Here is a 21,651-nt window from a genome sequence, read left to right on the forward strand (position 1 = left end):
ATGGCGCCACGATAAAAAACAACGAGTAAAACCATGCAAGAAGAAGCCAGTACGCGTATCGAAGATCTGATTACGGTCGTCGAGAATCAAATTACTGACCAAGAGCCTAAAAAAGTCGCCGAGACAGTTATGCGTCTGCGTATGACCGGCTATTCCCGCGAAGAAGCTATTGAATATATCGCGTGCGCATTGATGGTTGAGATTTACGACGTTAGCCAAAATAACGGGCAGTTCACACTATCACGTTACGAAGCCAACTTAGACACCCTGCCAGACATGCCATGGGCCGATGAGATGAATTTGGACTTGGGTGAGTAAACAAAAATATTCCTGTCCATAACTCGCAATCACAAAAAAGCCGCTCTACGCGGCTTTGATGTTTAGAATGGATAAACTTTCTCAAACTCTTCAAGCACCACATCCGAGTGCTCATCAAAATGCAGGCCGTGTGTTTTGGCGTACTGGGAGAAGTAACCCCAATGCGCTTCGTGCCAACATTGGTAAGAGCCATCTCCCTCGCCTTCACGTGCCGCAAATTCGGCGTTAACTTGGTTAAACGGGCAATAACTCACCTGTGTGGTTTTGACGATACACACGGGTCGCTGGTGACCATTAAGGACGATCTTATAATGTCCTTTTTGAGGGATCACCGCATTTTTCTCTTCCAAAGAGCTGCGCAACCGGCAATGCGCTTTCTTTTTGTTTAGGCTCACTAATGTCGCGACTTCATTCGCTCTCACCGTGTGATGACTTAAGGTGTCCACCACTACTTGATCATCGGCTGGCCGTTGGTCAGAGGGAAGAGTCGCAAGATATTGATGCCAAAAGGCGTTTTGTTCTTCAGTCATGGGTCTCGCCTTAATTATTATTGGTTTCTTTTTAAATGATTTCTTTCTGAACAGCTTCTTGGGCAGTGCTAACAGTGGTGATCATAACGTACGGATAGGCATTCGCCTATGAGCGAGCTAACGTTTCAAGGTTGCATTGTGAATAAATTCACACTTAAATCTCAATCGAGGCCAATTTTAACTAAAAAAAGCGGCTCTTTTGGCCGCTTGAGAGGTTGATTAACCTTAATCGCTAATAAATGGCAATAAGGCTTGGTGTAGCCGGTCAATTTCATCAACGGTGTTGTAATGCATCATACCGATACGGATCACACCGCCTTTGTCTAAAATATCAAGCTGTTCGCACAAACCTTGGGCATAAAAGTGGCCATTCCACACGCAAAAATGTTGCTTCCCTAGCGCTTGCGCCACATCCGCGGGCGTGACGCCTTCAATCCGGATCGCAAAGGTTGGGGTTCTATAAGCCAACTGGTCATCATCCGTGATCCCATAAATGTGAACATTGGGATAGGCCTGCATCAGGTCAATAAAATGGGCGGATAACTGCTGTTCATGCGCCTGATACTGGCGATAGCTTTGTGCCAATCTTTCTCTTAGTGAACAATCAGGATCGCCCCACTGCGCGAGATATTCCACCACCGCAATAAATCCGGCAATCGCCTCAAAACTCTGAGTACCTGTTTCAAATCGACCGGGACCTTGGTTTGTGGCTGGCTCGACTTTGTAAGGTTTCAACGTCTGTACCCACTCAGGCGCCACATATACAAAACCCAGATGTGGGCCAAAAAACTTGTACGCCGAACAGGCAAGAAAGTCACAGCCTAATGCTTGTACATCGACCAAATAATGCGGAGCGTAATGGACAGCATCGACATAGACTTTGGCACCAACCTTTCTTGCCATCTCTACCACGTTTGCTACATCCACCAAACTACCGGTGGTATTTGAGGCCAGCGTCACCGCAATCAGTTTGGTTTTGTCCGTAATAAGACTGGCAAGATGCGTCATATCGATCGAATAATTGGATTCATCCACTCGCACCTGCTTAACAGTCGCCCCTTTATCGTGTGCGGCCTGCTGCCAGCTAGAGACATTAGAATAATGATCGAGTGCCGAGACAATCACCTCATCACCAGCTTGCCAATCACGGCTGATTGCGCGACTTAACGAAAACGTCAACGTTGTCATATTCGGGCCAAAGACCATACAGTCCGATGATGGCGCATTGACAAAAGCAGCGGCGCTATCACGTGCCTGTTGCATCATTGCGGTGGTGTGATGCCCAGAAAAAAATTGTCCCCCCAAGTTCGCATTATAGTGCCCCAGATAAGTCACCATGGCATCCAGTACAGATTGCGGTACTTGCGCCCCCCCTGGCCCATCAAAAAAAGCAACGGATTGGCCGTCAATAGTTTGCGTCAATGCAGGAAAATGGCCTCGTACTGCATGGGGAGAAAAAACTGCCGGTATCATCGTTACTTCCTTGTTGCTGTGAGTACAAATACATCCATCGTGCCTGATTGCGCATGATTAACGGGAGTAATCGGTTCAGCATAATGCCAAAGGGCACGATCATCGAGGGCCGCCATTTCACCCGGCATCAATGGGAGACTAAAGAGTGGTGCGCTAGTTTTGTGACGAAACACCTGAAAATCACCGCCATCAATATTATCGCGGCCAATGCTCACAATGGCGATATGATCAAAGCCGTCTTGGTGAACGCCTTCTGGGGCGACCTGCACAGATTGATTATCCGCCTGAATACGAATCTGGTGGATTTCGATATCATTATCATCACTAAGTTGATAGAGGTCGCGAAAGGTTCGGCACATCGCATGAAACCCTGGCGTTTGTACTGTCTCGGGCTCGATATCTTCAAACGTCCGTGCCACATCACCTTGGAATTCATTGATATCAGAAGTTTGCATAAATGGTCGTGGCGGCAGCTTTTCAACCCCGCCGTCAAAGACATGAACGATCGAGTAACGACGCAGGCGAAATCCACCATCCGCATGCGAAGTGCCAGGTAACCGGTTAAATGAAGGTTGCAGTTGCTTGATATGATGATCATCTAACTGATTAAGCTGCATGAGTAGGGTTGAGGTATTCATGGCTGTCTCCTTTTGTCATGCCGAAGCACACAATGATGCAATGCAATTGTCAGACAAGAAATTTAACAAATGCGCTACATGGAATAGTCAATCAAATACCCTACCATTTCCAGTTTTACCCCTAGATTTATCGACCAAAAAAGTCCTAAATAGCATTTTAGACTAGTTAAAAACGTTAAGCGATTGAAACACTCCAGATGTATGATTAACATTTCCAAAACATTAGCATTAATGGCTAACAAAGATGAAAATAGCGATATTTTCCATAGGCAGAATGACTAATTGCTGTCACGAAAAGTTGCCATTTAGAATAAATCAGTATGGTTCATTGATACCAAATAAGCCCTTTTTAGCGGAAGCGCCCGCTGATGCAGAGCCTTCTATACTCTCATTGAGTGCGCTATTTGCGCACGTTGTGAAACAAAAGGATTGATCAATGAGAACCATCGACCGTATCGTGATAACGAACCTTTAACTTCAACAAAACCCCATTTACAATAATGAAGGTAAAATAAGCAATCCCCAAGAGAGACTGTTGCCTGCAACGCATGATGACCGTTTCTTTTACTCACAATAACCGACCAGGGGAGGCACCCGTGAGCAATACACCTGATTCCAAAAGCCAAGACAGCTTCAACACCCGGCGTACCCTACACGTCAACGGTGAGAGCTATGATTATTATCGACTTGATGCATTGCCCGAGCCATTCGATATCAGTCGCTTACCCTACTGTTTAAAAGTGCTGTTAGAAAACTTACTACGTAAAGAAGACGGTAAGAATGTCTCTGCGGATGACATTCGTACGCTTTGTCAGTGGCAAGCCGACCACGCCGGACAAGATCAGGTCAATTTCACTCCGGCGCGCGTTGTCCTTCAAGATTTCACCGGCGTGCCTGCCGTGGTTGACTTAGCCGCTATGCGTGCTGCCATGCGCGACTTAAACGGTGATCCGGCCAAAATCAACCCACTCGGCGCGGTTGACCTGGTCATTGACCACTCCGTTATGGTGGATGACTACGGCCACGTTGATTCTCTACAGAAAAATACCGAGATTGAGTTCCAGCGTAACGGGGAGCGTTACCAATTTTTACGTTGGGGCCAACAAGCATTCTCTAACTTCCGTGTCGTGCCTCCAGGTACTGGAATCGTGCACCAAGTCAATCTCGAATATCTCGCTCCCGGCGTACTCGTCGAAGAAAAAGGTGGCAACAAGTTAGCCATGCCAGACACACTGGTTGGTACAGATTCTCACACCACCATGATTAACGGGCTCGGTGTGCTTGGCTGGGGGGTTGGCGGTATTGAGGCCGAAGCCGCAATGCTTGGGCAGCCTATTACTATGTTGATCCCTGAAGTGGTCGGCTTTGAGCTAAAAGGCGAATTGCCCGCGTCAGCTACTGCCACTGACCTAGTACTCACCGTCACCCAAATGCTGCGTGAACGTGGTGTGGTGGGTAAGTTTGTTGAATTTTACGGTCCTGGCCTCGCGAAACTGCCGTTGGCTGATCGCGCGACCATTGCCAATATGGCACCAGAGTATGGCGCAACATGCGGCATTTTCCCGATTGATGAAGAAACGCTCAGTTATATGCGCCTGACAGGCCGTACCGAGGATCAAATTACCTTGGTCGAAACCTATGCCAAAGCACAGGGCTTGTGGCGCGATGATGATGCACCGGTGGCAGATTACAGCGATACCTTGCAACTTGACCTTGGCGATGTGGTGCCAAGTCTTGCCGGTCCGAAACGGCCACAAGATCGCATCGCCTTAACTGAGGCAAAAAGTCAGTTTGATCAGCTGTTAGAAAAAGAGCAAGCAGCGGCGAATAATGTGATTGCAAGCTTTGCCAGCGAAGGCGGGCAAACAGCCGTGGACAACCCAAGCCTACGCGAACAGGGCAAAGTGGCGGTCGAATACAAAGGGGAAACATTCAACCTTGAGCACGGCGCGGTTGTGATTGCTGCGATCACCTCTTGCACCAACACCTCGAACCCTGCCGTACTGGTGGCAGCCGGATTAGTGGCACAAAAAGCGCGAGATTTAGGCTTAAATACTAAGCCTTGGGTTAAGACATCATTCGCCCCGGGCTCACAAGTAGTGCCGGCTTATTTAGAAAACGTCGGCCTGCTCGAGCCGCTTGCCGCGCTTGGCTTTAATATCGTTGGCTTTGGCTGTACCACCTGTATTGGTAACTCAGGACCATTGCCTGAGCCAATTGCAGAAGCCATTCGTTCCGCGGATTTATTAGCCACTAGCGTGCTATCGGGCAACCGGAATTTTGAAGGCCGTATTCATCAAGATGTGAAAGCTAACTATCTAGCCTCACCACCACTAGTCGTTGCCTACGCACTGGCGGGCAATATGAATATTGATGTTCTCAAAGAGCCGCTAGGAAACGATCAACAAGGCAAGCCCGTCTACCTTAATGATATATGGCCAACGCCAAAAGAAGTGGCAGACACCATTCAAGCAGCAATGACCGACGGGCTTTATAAAAACAAATACGCAGATGTATTTGCAGGGACCGAGGCATGGCAACAATTACCAGTACCACAAGATGAGATCTATTCATGGCCCGATTCAACCTACGTTAAAAAGCCAACGTACTTTGACGGCATGACCATGGCACTTCCTGAGATAAAACCTATCAAGGGGGCGCGCTGTGTGGTCAAAGTAGGTGACTCTATTACTACTGACCATATCTCACCCGCCGGCGCAATTAAGCCAGATAGCCCCGCGGGCGAATACTTGAAATCTAAAGGTGTAGAGCCGAAGGATTTCAACAGCTATGGCTCGCGCCGTGGTAACCACGAGGTGATGGTGCGCGGTACCTTTGCCAACGTACGTTTAAAAAACCAAATGGCGCCGGGCACCGAAGGCGGTATGACTACCTATTTGCCCACCAATGAGCAAATGAGCATCTATGAAGCGGCTCAGCGCTATCAAGCCGAGGGGACACCACTTGTGGTGCTTGCGGGTAAAGAGTACGGCACGGGATCAAGTCGTGACTGGGCTGCAAAAGGCACTAACCTATTAGGCATTAAAGCCGTCATTGCTGAAAGTTTTGAACGTATTCACCGTTCTAACTTGGTTGGCTTTGGTGTGCTTCCGTTGCAGTTTAAAGACGGTGACTCCGTCGAATCGCTTGGCTTAAATGGCACGGAAGCATTCGACTTTGACGAGGTTAGCGGCGAACCGTCCACCCTCAAAGTGCGTGCCATGCGGGATGATAAAACCATTGCGTTTAACGTCAATGTCCGCATCGATACCGCGGTTGAGTGGGATTACTACCGCCATGGCGGCATTCTTCACTACGTGCTCCGCCAGCTCGCCAGCTAATACTGGCATTGATACACAAAAGGCCCTACGGGGCCTTTTTCTATTGCTTCGCCATCATGGTTTCAAACGCGTCGATCACCTGCTGTGCATCAATGGCAGCCATCACGTGATCGCCTTTCACCCGCGTGCTCCATGCTAGCTGTTCAACGGGCTTGCCATGTTGCTGTTCAGCAAAGGTTTCATAAACACTGACCACATCCGCGAGATTGTTGTAAGGGCCGGTCCGCTTCGGATTGCTATGCCCGTAAAGACCTAAAACGGGCGTGCCTTGCGTGGTTGCCATGTGTGCGGGGCCAGAATCGGGAGCCAGCACCGCATCAGCGCGTGCGAGCACCGCAGCTAATTGCTTAAGGCTTGTTTGTCCCACCAAGTTAACCAATGGCGCGTTAGCGGCGGCGATAATGCGGGCGGCCAGCGTTTTTTCACGCGCCGCCGGCGAACCACAAAGTGCCACCTGATACCCTTTACCGACTGCGTAGTCGGCAAATTCAGCGTAGCGCTCTGGTAGCCAGTTGCGCTCATCTTTACTCGCGGCTGGACTGATCACGACAGTAGGCTTGTCACCCAGTTGCGCTTTAGCAAAGGCATGATCGTCTTCAGAAAGTGGTAGTTGCCACTGCGGCGGCATAACCGGCACGCCCAAATATTGAGTGAAGGCGAAAAAGCTATCTAACACATGGCAAGATTGGGTGTCGGGGATCCGTTTATTGGTAAACAGCCACTGTCCCTCTTTCGCTCGGTGGCGGTGAAACCCCACGCGGTGGCGCGCGGCGATCCCCACCGTCAATAAGCTCGCGCGTAAAGCAAGCTGCATATGCACTAACGCATCAAACCGGCGCCCTTTCAGCTGCCGCCAGACGTGACGCATGCCTGCTAATCCCGCTTTTTTATCAAACACCACCAGCTCCACCCCATCAAGCCCGGCTAAAAGCTGTGCTTCGACTTTACCAACCACCCAAGTGATCTGCGTCTGCGGCCAATGGCGCTGCACGGCTTGAATCACCGCGACCGCATGACAAACATCGCCAATCGCAGACAGGCGTAAAAAACACAGGGAGCGTGGGGCGTGAGTAAACAGAGACATAACAAATTCCAATTAAGTTATCGCGCCGATTATGCAGTTGGCTCGGTTAAATGTAAAATGCCAGCCTATCGATCAAATTGTTACGAGAATGTATTTATGGACGCTAATACATCCCCCTCAGAAAAGCCGCGAGGGCTGATACGTATCATTAAAGCCACTGGCTATTCTTGGGCTGGATTAAAAGCGGCATATCACCATGAAGCCGCGATCCGTCAAGAAGTTGTATTATTGGCAACGGCGTTAGCCGTATTACTCTGGCTACAATTGCCGGTGATGGAATCTTTGATGATGTTCGGCGTCATTGTGTTAGTGATTATTGTCGAACTGCTTAACTCCGCCATTGAAGCCGTGGTCGACAGAGTGGGTGTAGAGCGCCATGAACTCAGTGGCAGAGCAAAGGACATCGGCTCTGCGGCGGTGTTTGTCAGTTTGCTTTTAGCAGGTGTGGTCTGGCTTACCATCTTATGGCATCACTTTGGTGTTCCACTTATTCGATAACACACGTCGTCATACAACCCGGCAACGCGCCCGTTACGTTGTCAATTGATTAACTCAACTGTGATGAGAAAACATGTCTTTTAAATCGCGACTTCAAACACATAGCTGGTTTATTGCCATTAACGCTCTTGTATTGATGGCAATAGCTAGCCGCTACTTTGCGTTTCTACCTAGCTTTCCTACTGAACCACTTGGCATCACCTTTATCGTGGTCAGTACCTTTAGCCAGATGGCCTTACTTGCCGCCATTATTGGCTTGCTAACACTTCCGCTGTTACTGCTGCCAAGCAAAGTGTACCGGCCGTTACTTGCCTTGGTAGCCTCAGTGGGTGTGATCACGCTTTTTATCGATACCATCGTCTTCGCCCAATACCGATTCCATATCAATGCCATGGTGCTGGATCTGATCCTCGCCGGACAGATTGTCAGCTTCCCTTTGATTACTTGGCTGATGGTAGTAGGTGGCGTGCTTGCTTGTGTCGCTGCGCAATGGTGGCTACTGGCTGCATTGTCACGGACACGTTTTTCTTCCCAACAGAAAATCGGCAAAAAATTCGCGCTGCTCACGTTTCTTACCTTGCTTGCCACACACGGGATTCATATTTGGGCTGCAGCCTATGCGTATCAGCCCGTGACAACGGTGAAACGTTATTTGCCGCTTTTTTATCCGGCCACCGCTAACAGTATGATGCGTAAAAACGGCTGGATTGATGAACAAGCTCTAGCGCGCCAAAAGGCGATGGATGTGGATCGCGAAGCCGACCTTAACTATCCCCTTTCGCCGCTAAGTACGACTGAGGTTGCGCAGCCGGTGAATATCATGTTTTTGGTGGTTGACTCATGGCGTGCGGATACCTTCAATGCTGACAACACCCCTAACCTTTGGGCGTTGGCACAAAATGGCCGTACCTATTCACATCACCTTGCGACGGGGAACGCCACCCGTACCGGCATTTTTGGCCTGTTTTATGGCATGCCCGGCACCTATTGGCACAGCTTTCTTGCCAATCAGCAGTCACCGGTATTGATGGATCGTCTGCAGGCACTCGATTATCAACTGGGTATTTTTACCGCCGCGCAATTGGAAAAGCCGGAATTTAACCAAACCGTGTTTGCCAAGGTGTCCGATTTACGTAACGGTTCTGAGGGCGATTCTCCCGCCGAGCTAGACGCAGATTTGACCCAAGATTGGATCCGTTGGCACCAAAAGCGTGACCCCAATCGTCCCACCTTCTCGTTTTTGTTTTACGATGCGCCACATGGCTATGATTTCCCTGCAGACTTTACCCCCAAGTATCAACCAATGTTGGACGAAATTAACTATCTCAAATTAAATAACGAGACAGATCTGACACCGTTTTTCAATCGCTATAAGACCAGCGTGCGCTACGTGGATAGCTTGGTAGCCAAGGTCATTGAGGAGCTAAAACAAAGCGGAGAGTTCGATAATACCTTGATTGTGCTCACTGGCGATCACGGCCAAGAAATGAACGACAACCAACTGAATTTTTGGGGGCACAACAGTAACTTTACTGACCCACAAATTCATGTGCCTTTCGCGATGATAGGCCCCGGCATCGATGCAAAGCAGATCGATACCGGCAAGCAGCTAACCAGCCACCAAGATGTTGCGCCCACCCTGATGAAGCATTATTTAGGCGTAACATCCGATCCGGCCAGCTACGCGATTGGTCATGACTTACTTGCACCAAACCCCGGTCAAGATTGGGTATTATCGTCAAACTACAGCGGCTATGCGTTAGTGACCGACGACACCATTTTAGAAGTGGGTGCGGGGGGGCAATATCAATACATGGATAACACCAACCGACCAATAGAAAACGCGTCACCTGACTTTGCGCAAATGGAAAAAGCCCTCGAGCAAATTAGCCGTTTCCGCTAGTCCGTTGTTTGCGCGAGACTCCCCTTCACGAGCCTCTGTCTTCCAGAGGCTCATTTATCCATTTTTCTTCGGGCTAGATCCAGTCAAAAAACTGCACAAACGTCTGCCATTGCGCCGATGCATCCGCCAGCCGCGCTGGATAAAAATGCACGGTCTGACCGGGTCGCGTTTGCGCCAACATGCTTAAGCTGGCACGGGTTAAGCAGCCAAGCTTAGGATAGCCACCGAGTGTTTGCCGATCGTTAAGTAGTACAATCGGCTGACCGTCAGGGGGCACTTGCACGGCCCCGAGCGCAATGCCTTCGGAGACAATACCCGGTTGCTTGCTTACGACGCTCGGTCCATTGAGCCGCACACCCATACGATCACTGTGCTGATCGACCGTGTATTCGCCATCAAAAAATGCCGTTAGCGCCTCGGCGCTGAAGCTATCAAACTGATACCCCAGCACAAGCGCCAGTGGAGTCAGGGCATTGTAATCAGGAATAAAACGTGTCGGTACACCGCGCACCCTCGGCAACAGCGCATGCGGTCGGCAAGGCAACACATCTCCTTTGGTGAGCGCCATGCCTCCCGCCTGTTCACCTAATCCGGAATGAAGGCCGCCGAGTTGATTGCGCATCACCGTCGCGGCACTGCCAAATGCGCCATCGACCGTCCAGCCGCCGCGCACCGCGAGATAGGCCCGCAAACCACGGCGCGCGTAGCGTAAACGCAATTCATCACCCGCATTTAGCGTCAACGTCTGCCACATACCCACGCGCTGACCATTGATACAAGGTTGCATGTCTGCGCCGGTGATGGCGATCGACATCGCATGGTCAGCACGAAAACGTGCTTGGCCCATGGTTATCTCGACAAGCGGCGTCTTTGCGGGGTTATCGAGTAAATAATTCGCCCAAGCAAATGCGTGGCAATCGACCGGCCCGCCTTGGCTTAAGCCAAGCTGGCCTACCCCGTAGCGCCCTGTGTCTTGCACCAAGCTCAATACGCCGGGGTCGAGCACCGTTAATCCTGCCACCATTGACCTCCTGCCGCGCGGTAATCAGACTCTGACATCGGCTCAAAACAGACGGTATCACCTACATCAAACGGCATCATGGGCGATTGACGGGGATTAAATAGCACCTTGGGACAATTGCCAATAATTTGCCAGCCTGCGGGCGAAGCCGCCGGATACACCGCAGTTTGCTGTTGTGCAATGCCCACACTACCAGCGGGGATCTGATGACGAGGCGTGGTATGACGTGGCATGGCTATGGTCTCATCCACCGACGCAAGAAAGGCAAAGCCGGGCGCAAAACCAATCGCACAAACGGTGTAAGTTTGTTGGCTGTGTCGCGCAATCACCTCTTGTTCACTCACGCCGGCAAACTCGGCGACCGCAGCCAGATCGGGTCCGACCGAGGGGTGATAATACACCGGCAACGACACGTGTTTTCCGCCCACGGCGTCGTCGGTGACTCGCAATGAGTCGCCTTGATTCATCACCCAGGTTTTCAACGTTTCTGGCGAGAGTAAGCGAACATTCACTTCCACCAGAACGCTGGTGTAGGCGGGAATTAACTCAACCACACCACGGCCAAAGTGTTGCTGGATTCGCTCACACAGCGCGGATAACTGTGGGACTAAGGCAAGATCGATCTTATTGCCCAACCGGATCATTACCGTCGTTTCACTGACCTGCTCAACCTTGAGTGTCATGGTGTTAAGGCCTTTCTGAGTTGTTTTATCGCCTCGACCGATTGTGGGTTATCTCCATGCACACACACCGTATCCGGCGAAAGCGAGAGCGTTTGTCCCTCGAGGGTTGTCACTGTGCCATGTTGAGATAGCTGCAATACCTGTGCAATCATCGCGTTGGCGTCATCTAACACCGCGCCCGGTTGATCGCGCGGCGCCAATTGCCCTGACGCCAGATAGGCTCTATCAGCAAAGGCCTCAAAAATCAACGGCACACCGGCTCGTTGGGCAAGCTGGCGATGCTGACGGTTATCAGGCAATGCCAACACCATTAATGGCGTATTGGGCAGCGTATCAGCCACCGCAGCCAACACCGCTTCAAAGCAATCATTGTCCACCATCATGGTGTTATACAGCGCACCATGAGGCTTCACATAATCAAGGCTCGCATTAAAGCGTGCACAGATCCCTTGTAACGCGCCGATTTGATAGCGAACGAGGTGACTAATTTGTGCTGGGGTATGATCAATATGACGACGGCCAAAGCCCTGCTTATCGGCGTAGCCGGGATGAGCACCAATACTCACATTGTGCTTTACTGCGAGTGCTACCGTGGCCGCCATTACATCAGGATCAGAGGCATGAAAGCCACACGCAATATTGGCCATATCAATCCACGGCATCAGCGCACTATCCATTCCCATCGTCCACGCACCAAAGCTCTCACCCATGTCTGCGTTTAGTTTCATCACTCCCTCGATTTCACTGACTTTGCTCTACCTTACGGTTTTTATAGTATAAATTTTTTTCAATTCATATGGTTAGTCAAAACAAGCTTGAACAAGTAAGTTAGGCAACCATTAAGTATTACAAGATATTTCCCAACCCATATCAAATAAAGGGCTTTTGGTGCGGCAAATGAGCAGGATGTCTCCCATACTTTAGCGAAATCGAAACCATCATTAACACAAGGTATCCGGTATGTTGAAGTTAATGCTGCGCGGAAAGCTCTTAGTGCTTGCCATCGTACCCTTGGTATTATCCATTCTCGTTACGTTGTTTATCACTACCTACTACGAGCGTGAGCTGGTCGAAGAGAACATTGCCACTTTTCGAACCAAATTAATTGATGAGCGAAAAATGCAGCTTCGCGAAGCGACCGAAATTGCCGCGACTGTGGTAAAAAACGCTCAGCAAGCGAGCGGCGATGCCACACAAAATGTCAAAGACGCACTTCGCGAAGTGACCTTTGGTAAGGCGGGCTACTTTTATATTTACGATCGTCAGGGAACCAATATCTTTCACGCGCTGAAACCTGAAGTCGAAGGACAATCGTTAATTAACCTTACTGATCCCAAGGGCAACAAAATTATTGTGGGCCTACTCGAAGCAGCGCAAAGTGGCGATGGCACCTTCACCTATCTCTATCAAAAGCCGGGAACCAATGAACTGATCGAAAAGATTGGCTATGCCGATATGGTCAATAACGGCCAATGGATGTTGGGAACGGGGGCGTACATTGACGATATTGAGGCGCGCGTTACCGATTTCCGGGAAAATGCAGAGGAAGCATTAGCGGCACAAACTGCACGAATGATCATTGCCGGGATTATTATTCTGATTGTTACCTTTGTTGCGGTTGCGTTTGTTGCCCAACGGATGTCAACGCCAGTGAAAGACATGCTGGACAACCTCAATGACATTGCCGACGGTGATGGCGACCTGACCCAACGTCTAACGGTTAAAGGGCACGACGAAATAGCTTTGCTGGGCAATGCATTTAATCGCTTTATCGACAAGCTGCAAACCACCATCCGCAGCGTCGTCGAAGTCACGGAAAAAGTCAGCCAGTCCGCTCGTGATATAGACAGCCAAGCCGCACAGTTTGCTAGCCAATTACAAACGCACGATAACGAGACCGAGCAAGTGGTCACGGCGGTGACCGAAATGAGCTCTGCCGCACAAGAGGTCTCTCAAAGTGCCACACAAGTTGCAGATGCCACCAGTGCCGCCACCGGTGATGCACGTCAGGCACAAGACAAAGTCGAGTTTTCCATTAACTCCATGAAAACACTGGTGGAGCAAATGAATACATCGAGTAACAACGTTGATTCGCTCAACGAGCAGTCGCATAAAATCACCGGCGTGCTGTCTGTGATTGGCGATATTGCCGAACAAACCAATCTATTGGCCTTGAATGCGGCGATTGAAGCGGCACGGGCCGGTGAACAAGGACGAGGCTTCGCAGTGGTAGCCGATGAGGTGAGAACCCTCGCGAGTCGCACGCAAAAGAGCACTCACGAAATTCGAGAGATGTTAGACGAGCTGCAGTCTTATGTGAATCAGGCCGTCGAGGGCATGAAACAAAGCAATGACACCTGCCAGCAAACCTCAGAGGCATCCAACGAAATTGGCAGCGGCATTGATTCGGTGAGCAATGCGATCACCCAAATCAATGACATGACCACCCATATTGCGTCTGCGGCTGCGGAGCAAACCACAGTCACCGAGGATATCCACCGCAATTTGATTTCTATCCGAGATATTGTGAGCCAATTACTCAGTGCCAGCAATGACTCTGCGCACACAGCATCAGACTTGAACCACTCCGGTGACGAGCTCAAACGCCTAATTAGCCAATTTAAAGTCTAAGGATTAGAGCCAATCAAAAAAGGCGCTGACGGATTCAGCGCCTTTTTTCTGTTCCTTTTCTGTTCCGCCGTCGGCTTAGCGTTCTACTTCAGGCAGCGCGCGCGCCATTAATGCGCCGAGTAAACCAAAAACGGACAATACCGAAATGACGACCATGATCCCCCATTGACTAAGCCACGCAGTAGCCGCGCCCATCAATAACAAAACGAGACCAATGAGTGTATTGCTGACTGAAACATAATCAGTGCGCCGATTACCTTCGGCCATATTCACAATGTAGGTTTTACGCCCAAGACGCACGCCCTCGTGAGCAATGGTCAGGACAAAATAGACGCCAGGCAACACCCACGCCAATGAGAAAAGCGTGGGGTACCACTGACTAATACTGACCACCACCAGCCCCAGTACCGCCGTGACCACGGCGGCGATCATCATCACTTGGCGGCTAGAATGATCGGCAAAAAGTCCCCAAAAAGGTGCAGAAATGAGGCTCGCAACGCCGCTAATTGCGACAAAACTTGCGGTGGTGATCGCCAACGCTTGGCTATGCTGACTGGCTAACAACACATAATAGGGCGCGGATAAGGCCGAACACAGTAACAGGGAGCGCGTGATCACAAAATGGCGCAGCCGTCTATCATCCACCAGTAAGCGTAGTTTAGAAAGCGCATGCGTCAGCGCATTGGCACCGCCTTCAGTGGCTCCTTCGTATTCATCCACCTGGCTGTAGAGCGCCGCTGCCACCCACCAGAGCGCAGCACCGAATGCTAGTAGCGCACAGTACACCCAAACATGTTGCTGATCAGAAACACTAAATAAACCCACACCGGCAGCAATCGTCACCGCACCCGCCAAGCTTGACGACCAGCCATTCAAGCGTCCCCGCTGGGGTTTAGGAATGGTTTTACCCAAGACATCTTTAGATGCCACCGAGCACAGGCCTCGCGCCAAACTAAAGACCACCAGCAGCCCAACAATGGTCCAACCTGCTACTAGGCCGGTTAAAAGCAACGCTGCGATGGCCATTGCCAGAATACAAGCCCCTTGAATAACAGAGCCGGCCACCCATGCCCACTTACGTACCGCAAATTGGCGGACATAACCGGCAATACCTAACTGAGGCACTAACGACCCCGCCTCTCGAATCGGCACCAGCAGCCCAACCAAGGCCAAGGGGGCACCCACAGCGGTTAACAACGCTGGTAATACGATTTTCGGGTTAGATACCGCGTCGCCGATTTTAGTTAGCCCTTGGCTGAGGATAATACGAAAAAAATTCCCCGGTACTTCGCGACACGCACTGCCATCAATGTCTTTACACGCCCGCGCGTCTTCCTCGTTAAATAGCTTTTGATGAAGATCATCCGCCAGTTTATCCACACATCCCCCCAACTCTATGATTTATTTGCTTGATAGCGGCACTAGAGTCAATCATTGTAAATCTTTATGTCGAAAACGTGTTAACCAATATTCGCGGTAACGAAAGTAGCAATAGGTCGACGCAAACAAAAAGAAAAGATAAGACAAAGAAAACACAAACGGGGAGGTAATAAGCGAGTGCTTTAACCCGAGGAGTACACCCGCCGCAGTCACTGTCATTTTGGCCGCCACACCGAGCAACAACAAAAATAAAGCAAACTGCGGATAATGCGTGCTACGAAAGGTGATCCAATAACAAACTCCCACGGCAGTACTAGCGACGCCAAAGCCTAAAAGATAGGAATGAAAGTGTTCACCTGCCAGCACGCCACCTAAAACGGTAAGTGCTGTTATGACGAGAAAAACCATACGCTGCCGCCTTTTCTTTTCAGTATGACACTGGATAGCCTTATCGAGCAGCGGGAGACTAAGAGATTGCGATCTTGTTAGCAGGCTTGATACATACCGATGAAATAGACGCCTCGCGGTGGGTCCACAAAGCACCATACCGGTTGTTCAATGCATCGACCGTAACCACTTGCCCCTGACGCCGAATACGCATGTTTGTCCCCAACTCAATACCAGTCAATCCTGCTGCGTCAAACACACCATCCACATAATTAAAGCTATCGACAGCTAAATCAACAATACGAAAGGCTCGACGGCGAACACTCAAACAAGCAACCCAGCATTTAGCCGCTAAAACTTGGCCAGGAGATTCGGCACGCACAGCAAAACGCCATCCTTCACCGTCGCCATAAAAATCCATTGGGAAATGGCACTTAAACGTCTTTTTATTGTTGTAAGATTTCATCGCAATCAATCCTATACAGATGCGCTATCATATCTAAAAGGGAAAAAACATACGAGGATTGGTAATAAGAATGAAAAACACACTGTTGGTATGGATGATTGCGTCTGTGGCCATGCTCTTCAATACGCTTGCCTACGCGACGACGCAACAACAGGCGAGAGTACTTTTTATCAATCCAGGCTTTGCCAATGAGAGCTTTTGGCAGGATGTAGACGATTACGCCAAGGCTGCTGCCAAGGCGTTGAATCTTGACCTTACCATTCGACATGCAGATCGTAATCACTTTGCAATGCGCCAAATTCTCTCTGCCACTTTAAATAAACCGACTCGTCCCGATTATGTCATCATCGTTAATGAGAAATTAGCCGCGGATGATCTGCTACCGATGTTACGCGATTATCCCATTTACGTTCAGGTCATCTTAAACGATATAGATGAACAGACAAAAATGTCCATAGAAAAAGATACGCATTGGCAAGAATATCTCCTAGCTAGCATCATTCCGGATAACGAGGCCATTGGTCATACGATCGCGAAGGCAATGGTAAACGCAGGTAACAATGAGTCTGGCGACGCTGTCATGATTTCGGGCGATCTCACCACGCCAGCCTCCGTTCAACGCGAAGCGGGGGGTCAACGTTTTTTTGATGAGCAACCAAATATTACTTTGCGTCAGATTGTCCATGGTCAATGGGACGAGTCCATTAGCCAAGAGCAGATGCACACCTTGTTGCAACGTTACCCGGATGTACGTTACGTGTGGACGGCCAATGACCACATGGCATTTGGCGCAATGAAAGCCGCGAAGCAAGCAGGAAAGACACCAGGCGAGGATATCTTCTTTGCCACAGTTAACACATCAGAAAAGGTGCTCGCTTTACGTGAGGCTGGTACTATTTCAGCACTGGGAGGTGGGCATTTCACCGCAGCCGGTCTTGCATTAAGCCATATTTATGCGCACGATAGCGGCTTACCAACACCAAAAAGATGCAATAATGCACTTTTTCGTTTAATTACACCCGATTCACGCTTTTTTACACAGTTGCGCAAACAAGCTTGGCACGAGATTCCATTTTTAAAAATGGCTCGACGGACCGAAAGCCGATGTACGCCTCATTCAACGGATATGGATAACTAAGTGACAAAACGCGCTATTAACTTACGTGGTCTTCAAACTCGCGTCGCCTTTATCGTGCTCGCCATTAGTTTGCTCTTTGCTATTGGGACGACCCTGACGCAAATGTATATCAACTATCAGCGAGCACTAACAACCACAACGCAACTGGTGGAAAGCCGCAGCCAAAATTCAGCTCGGGTCATTAGCCATGCACTATGGATTGTTGATTTAGAACTCGTACGCCGCAGTGTCAAAGGGTTAGCGATGACGCCCACCGTCTGTCGGGTCGACGTCACAGGTTTTGATGGCACGACGGTTACCGAAGTTAATCACACCAGTCGTCATTGTGACGCCAACCACCAAGCATTGCTGAGTGTTCAAGGTAATAATATTGGCACTCTGAATATCGTTCTTGATCACAGCGAGGTAAAGCGTGAAGCATTGAGTAGTACCGTGCCTATTGCTGCCGTTCATTTTACCGAAACATTGATGATTTCATTGCTGATTCTCTGGGTGCTAAATCGGCTTTGCTCTCGGCCACTCAAGCAACTTGCAACGACTTTAGACTATTACCAAGCCGATAGAATCAGCCAAAGTAGTGTGCCGATTCAATTAATTCAACGTAATGATGAGATTGGTAAAGTTTCTCGTTCAATCAATTCGCTCCAGTCCCGAATCAAAGACGATTTATTACAAAAACGCATCACAGAACGCGAGCTACGCCAACATCAAACGTTGCTCGAAGAACAAGTAGAACAACGCACAAAAGCACTAAATTGGCAGTCGAATGCGAGCTCATTATTGGCTGATATCTCGATTCAATTTCTACGCGCTGACTCTCAACATATCACCGAGGACGTTGAGCTTATTTTCCCGCAAATGGCGTCACTATTAGGAGTAGAGGCCATCGGCTGGTATGCCTTTGATTCGAACCGCGCTGAACGTCGCTGTTATTGGCCAGAAGAGGCCGACTTTGCACCAAAAACAGTGGATTTAAGTGACATGCACATGATCAAACGCTGGCTTGCAGATACCGATACATTGGTGGTCCCTCACGTTGGCCAGCTGGGCGATGATGCCATGAATGAACGATCGTGGTTGCGTCAACGACATATTCTCTCTTTTGCGGCTTTTCCACTAACCGACGGCCGCAAGAGCTTTGGGATGATCACGGTGGCGAATCGTCAATTACCGTTTATCTGGGATAACAACAAAACGTTACTATTGAAGCGCTTTGCGACGGCGATTAGTGAAGTCATGATTCGAGAGCGCAACCACTTTGCTATGGAACAGTTGCAAGAAGAACTGATCGCAGCCAACGAAAAACTGAAAGTACAGGCAGAGACAGATGACCTCACCCGCCTGAGCACACGCCGCCCCTTTAAACGTGAGCTAAAGAGCCATATCCGTCATGGTATTGAGAATGACTTACCTGTTGCGGTAATGATGATCGATGTCGATCACTTCAAAGCGTACAACGATGAGTATGGGCATCTAAAAGGCGATGATGTACTCACTAAGATTGCGCGGGTACTGCTCAAGCAAACCCAAGCCTTTCAAGGCTCGGTTGCAAGGTTTGGGGGAGAAGAGTTTGCTATCACGCTTTCAACCCACTACGCCTCTCAGCTTCATGCATTAGCTGATGCGATTCATGATGACATTGCGGCACTTGGCCTCACCCATGCGAAAAACCCAGATGGCAAGACGATTACAGTGAGCATTGGCGGGATCATTTTGCAACCGACCGATGAAACCACTGACTCTTATCTGCTAGAAATGGCAGACCAACGTCTGTATCAAGCGAAAGAGGAAGGACGGAATCGTATTAATATACTTGACCGCCATCATCAAAAATAGCGAGCTCGCTCACGTCATGTCCTTTATCCTTCTGGCGTTTCATGACAGCATCATGACGGTATGCTACAACCCAATGTCAAATGAGGTTGTAGCAACCGTTGGTCCAAATGGATGTCACTTGCTAAACATGTCCGCAAGCTGATGGCCATGATCGACGCTAGAGAAGGAAGTCCGATGAAAGTCGTCTTTGTCCGCCATGGAAAAACCGATTACGCTTTGGCAGATGCTCGTCAGATGAGTCAGTTAGAAAAAGATTATGCGCCACTACAACGTGCGTGTATTCCAGACATCCAGGCCTTGGCCAATCACACTGCCTTACAACAAGCGGATATTATATTGTCGTCGCCCTATACGCGCGCCCTGCAAACAGCAGAAATTCTCAACCGACAGCTGCAAAAAGATCTGTTTGTTGAGCACGATTTACGCGAATGGCAAGCGGATATAAAGGGGAGCTATATTCCCCTTTCTGAACGCGATCGTCGCTGGATTGAGTATAGAGAGCTGTTTGCCAACGGTAATGAGGTTACTAACGCCGGTTATGAATCCGCAACAGCTTTGCACCGTCGCGTGAGCGCTGTGCTCGACATGTATCACGAGTATTCAACCATTGCCGTCGTCGCACATTTTAATGTGATAGAGGCGATCGTGGGTTATCGTGAACAAGGCATTGAATACGGCGAAGTGATTGAATTTGATTATCAACCTAACGTGTAAACCGTCATCTTCATCCTAGCGGTCGTATAGCGATAAAAGCAAAAGGGACGCCGAACGCGTCCCTTTTAGCCTATCCTCTAGCCCGTCAAGCCATTGTTGGCAATGACCTGTTTATACCAGTCAAAGCTTTTTTTACGGGAGCGAGAAAAGTCACCACTGCCATCGTCATGACGATCAACATAAATGAACCCATACCGCTTGCGGTATTCTCCGGTGGTGAAAGATACACAATCAATACATCCCCAAGGCGTGTATCCCATCACATCCACACCATCGAGTGAAATCGCCTCTTCAAGCGCTTCAATGTGTTGCGACAAATAGTCGATACGATAATCGTCGTTGATTGCGCCGGTTTGATCGGGAATATCCACCGCCCCTAGACCATTTTCAACCACAAAAATGGGCAATTCATAGCGTTCGTACAACTCTGAAAGTGCATAACGTAGCCCTTTCGGATCGATCTGCCAGCCCCAATCCGACGCCGGCAAATGTGGATTCAATCGACTAGCGCTGAACAAGGCATTTTCATCTTGTTCTGGCGGATTAGCATCGACAATATTGGTCATGTAGTAACTGATTGCCAAAAAATCCGCCTGACCATTTTTTAAGATCTGCGCATCATCATCGTGCATCACCACCTTAATCCCTTTGCTCGCCCATTGAGGCCAAATGTAGTGAGGGTAATGACCCCTTATCTGTACATCACTGCATAGGTATTTATCTCGCATCGCTTGCTGTGATGCTAACATGTCATCCGGATGGCACGTCGCAGGATACAAAGGCATCATGTGGATCATGCTGCCAATGCTAAATTCAGGATTAATCACATGCCCCAGTGCGACCACTTTGGCACTGGCCACAAATTGGTGATGTAGCACTTGATACAAGGTTTGCTCAGGGTGGTCGTGCTCGGTAAACACCACCCCCGAATTACAATAACCAAATAACGGATAATCCCAGTTAAGCTGGTTATTGATCTCGTTGAAGGTAATCCAATAGGTGACTTTGTCACGGTAGCGCGTTAATACGGCTTCACAAAAACGAACGAAGTGATCCACGACCGCTCGATTTGCCCAGCCACCATATTCACTGACAAGGTGGTGCGGCATCTCAAAGTGCGACAATGTAATGACAGGCTCGATATCATGCTCTAACAAGCAATCAATCAATCCATCATAAAACGCCAGCCCCGCTTCGTTAGGAGTCGCTTCATCCCCATTTGGGAAAATACGGGACCACGCAATCGACGTCCGAAAGCATTTAAATCCCATCTCTGCGAACATCGCAATGTCGTCGCGGTAACGATGGTAAAAATCAACCGCTTGATGGTTGGGATACGTTTCTTCAGCCTGGACTTGCTCGGTAATCTTACGCGGCACGCCGTGCTCACCTTTGGTAAGCACATCAACGATGCTCACGCCTTTACCATCACAGTTCCATCCACCCTCTACCTGATGCGCGGCAACCGCGCCACCCCATAAGAAATTGTCAGGAAACTTGTTACCCATACCTTACCTCTCCTTTGTTTTTGTCTCAGCCTAACCGGTTCAATGCTGCTGAAGTGTGAACTGACGCAAAGATTGCCTGAACACTTTTCCTCTCTTAATCTT

At 49.4% G+C, this 21,651-nt stretch carries 19 protein-coding genes; 8 read left to right on the forward strand and 11 right to left on the reverse strand.

Annotated features, from left to right (window positions below; genetic code table 11):
• Positions 1-33 precede the first annotated feature (33 nt).
• A complete protein-coding gene (locus BZG75_RS08490; protein ID WP_077576714.1) occupies positions 34-318 on the forward strand; it encodes a hypothetical protein in 285 nt (94 codons plus the stop codon).
• A 62-nt stretch (positions 319-380) separates the two neighbouring features.
• On the opposite strand, the gene BZG75_RS08495 is transcribed toward BZG75_RS08490, so the two are convergent.
• From BZG75_RS08495 to BZG75_RS08505, 3 genes are all read right to left on the reverse strand, one after another.
• Positions 381-848: an ASCH domain-containing protein gene (locus BZG75_RS08495; RefSeq protein WP_021024272.1), complete on the reverse strand. Its 468-nt coding sequence runs from the start codon at positions 846-848 to the stop codon at positions 381-383.
• Positions 849-1,073: 225 nt separating this feature from the next.
• Positions 1,074-2,321, reverse strand: coding sequence for a cysteine desulfurase-like protein (locus tag BZG75_RS08500; RefSeq protein ID WP_077576715.1), 1,248 nt, complete (start codon positions 2,319-2,321; stop codon positions 1,074-1,076).
• Positions 2,322-2,323: 2 nt separating this feature from the next.
• A complete protein-coding gene (locus BZG75_RS08505) occupies positions 2,324-2,959 on the reverse strand; it encodes a 2OG-Fe dioxygenase family protein (protein WP_021024275.1) in 636 nt (211 codons plus the stop codon).
• A 596-nt stretch (positions 2,960-3,555) separates the two neighbouring features.
• Between BZG75_RS08505 and acnA the strand changes: the two genes are divergently transcribed.
• Positions 3,556-6,300, forward strand: a complete 2,745-nt coding sequence (gene acnA / locus BZG75_RS08510) for an aconitate hydratase AcnA (protein ID WP_242413592.1) — start codon at positions 3,556-3,558, stop codon at positions 6,298-6,300.
• A gap of 40 nt (positions 6,301-6,340) precedes the next feature.
• On the opposite strand, the gene BZG75_RS08515 is transcribed toward acnA, so the two are convergent.
• Positions 6,341-7,384: a glycosyltransferase family 9 protein gene (locus tag BZG75_RS08515; protein ID WP_077576716.1), complete on the reverse strand. Its 1,044-nt coding sequence runs from the start codon at positions 7,382-7,384 to the stop codon at positions 6,341-6,343.
• A gap of 96 nt (positions 7,385-7,480) precedes the next feature.
• Between BZG75_RS08515 and BZG75_RS08520 the strand changes: the two genes are divergently transcribed.
• Positions 7,481-7,882, forward strand: coding sequence for a diacylglycerol kinase (locus BZG75_RS08520; protein ID WP_077576717.1), 402 nt, complete (start codon positions 7,481-7,483; stop codon positions 7,880-7,882).
• Between the two features lie 73 nt (positions 7,883-7,955).
• On the forward strand, positions 7,956-9,785 hold the full coding sequence (locus BZG75_RS08525) for a DUF3413 domain-containing protein (RefSeq protein ID WP_077576718.1): 1,830 nt from the start codon (positions 7,956-7,958) through the stop codon (positions 9,783-9,785).
• 73 nt (positions 9,786-9,858) lie between these two features.
• Here BZG75_RS08525 and BZG75_RS08530 read toward each other — a convergent pair whose 3' ends face one another.
• From BZG75_RS08530 to BZG75_RS08540, 3 genes are read right to left on the reverse strand one after another with little or no spacing between them, the layout of a single operon-like run.
• Positions 9,859-10,809, reverse strand: a complete 951-nt coding sequence (locus BZG75_RS08530; protein WP_077576719.1) for a biotin-dependent carboxyltransferase family protein — start codon at positions 10,807-10,809, stop codon at positions 9,859-9,861.
• On the reverse strand, positions 10,794-11,489 hold the full coding sequence (gene pxpB, locus BZG75_RS08535; protein WP_077456587.1) for a 5-oxoprolinase subunit PxpB: 696 nt from the start codon (positions 11,487-11,489) through the stop codon (positions 10,794-10,796). The genes BZG75_RS08530 and pxpB overlap by 16 nt, the downstream gene beginning before the upstream one ends.
• Positions 11,486-12,217 (reverse strand): 5-oxoprolinase subunit PxpA, encoded by a 732-nt coding sequence (locus tag BZG75_RS08540; RefSeq protein ID WP_077576720.1) that lies wholly within the window; start codon positions 12,215-12,217, stop codon positions 11,486-11,488. The genes pxpB and BZG75_RS08540 overlap by 4 nt, the downstream gene beginning before the upstream one ends.
• Positions 12,218-12,449: 232 nt before the next feature.
• Between BZG75_RS08540 and BZG75_RS08545 the strand changes: the two genes are divergently transcribed.
• Positions 12,450-14,120 carry a methyl-accepting chemotaxis protein gene (locus tag BZG75_RS08545; RefSeq protein WP_077576721.1) on the forward strand — a complete coding sequence of 557 codons (1,671 nt, stop codon included), beginning with the start codon at positions 12,450-12,452 and terminating at the stop codon, positions 14,118-14,120.
• A gap of 75 nt (positions 14,121-14,195) precedes the next feature.
• Here the strand turns inward: BZG75_RS08545 and BZG75_RS08550 are convergent, their stop codons facing one another.
• The 3 genes from BZG75_RS08550 to BZG75_RS08560 are packed head-to-tail and all read right to left on the reverse strand — an operon-like array spanning position 14,196 to position 16,353.
• Positions 14,196-15,500 carry an MFS transporter gene (locus BZG75_RS08550; RefSeq protein ID WP_077576722.1) on the reverse strand — a complete coding sequence of 435 codons (1,305 nt, stop codon included), beginning with the start codon at positions 15,498-15,500 and terminating at the stop codon, positions 14,196-14,198.
• A gap of 51 nt (positions 15,501-15,551) precedes the next feature.
• Entirely contained in the window at positions 15,552-15,908 is a 357-nt protein-coding gene (locus tag BZG75_RS08555) for a hypothetical protein (protein WP_021024285.1), read from the reverse strand.
• 58 nt (positions 15,909-15,966) lie between these two features.
• Positions 15,967-16,353, reverse strand: a complete 387-nt coding sequence (locus BZG75_RS08560; RefSeq protein WP_077576723.1) for a hypothetical protein — start codon at positions 16,351-16,353, stop codon at positions 15,967-15,969.
• A gap of 70 nt (positions 16,354-16,423) precedes the next feature.
• Here BZG75_RS08560 and BZG75_RS08565 point away from each other — a divergent pair, with 70 nt between their 5' ends.
• From BZG75_RS08565 to BZG75_RS08575, 3 genes are all read left to right on the forward strand, one after another.
• Positions 16,424-17,491, forward strand: a complete 1,068-nt coding sequence (locus BZG75_RS08565) for an ABC transporter substrate-binding protein (RefSeq protein WP_077576724.1) — start codon at positions 16,424-16,426, stop codon at positions 17,489-17,491.
• A complete protein-coding gene (locus tag BZG75_RS08570) occupies positions 17,492-19,327 on the forward strand; it encodes a GGDEF domain-containing protein (protein ID WP_077576725.1) in 1,836 nt (611 codons plus the stop codon).
• 174 nt (positions 19,328-19,501) lie between these two features.
• Positions 19,502-20,041, forward strand: a complete 540-nt coding sequence (locus tag BZG75_RS08575) for a histidine phosphatase family protein (RefSeq protein ID WP_021024289.1) — start codon at positions 19,502-19,504, stop codon at positions 20,039-20,041.
• A gap of 77 nt (positions 20,042-20,118) precedes the next feature.
• On the opposite strand, the gene BZG75_RS08580 is transcribed toward BZG75_RS08575, so the two are convergent.
• Positions 20,119-21,549 (reverse strand): 6-phospho-beta-glucosidase, encoded by a 1,431-nt coding sequence (locus BZG75_RS08580; protein ID WP_077576726.1) that lies wholly within the window; start codon positions 21,547-21,549, stop codon positions 20,119-20,121.
• Between the last annotated feature and the right edge of the window lie 102 nt (positions 21,550-21,651).

It is taken from the genome of Salinivibrio sp. AR640, assembly GCF_001995405.1.
GTDB lineage: Bacteria > Pseudomonadota > Gammaproteobacteria > Enterobacterales > Vibrionaceae > Salinivibrio > Salinivibrio costicola.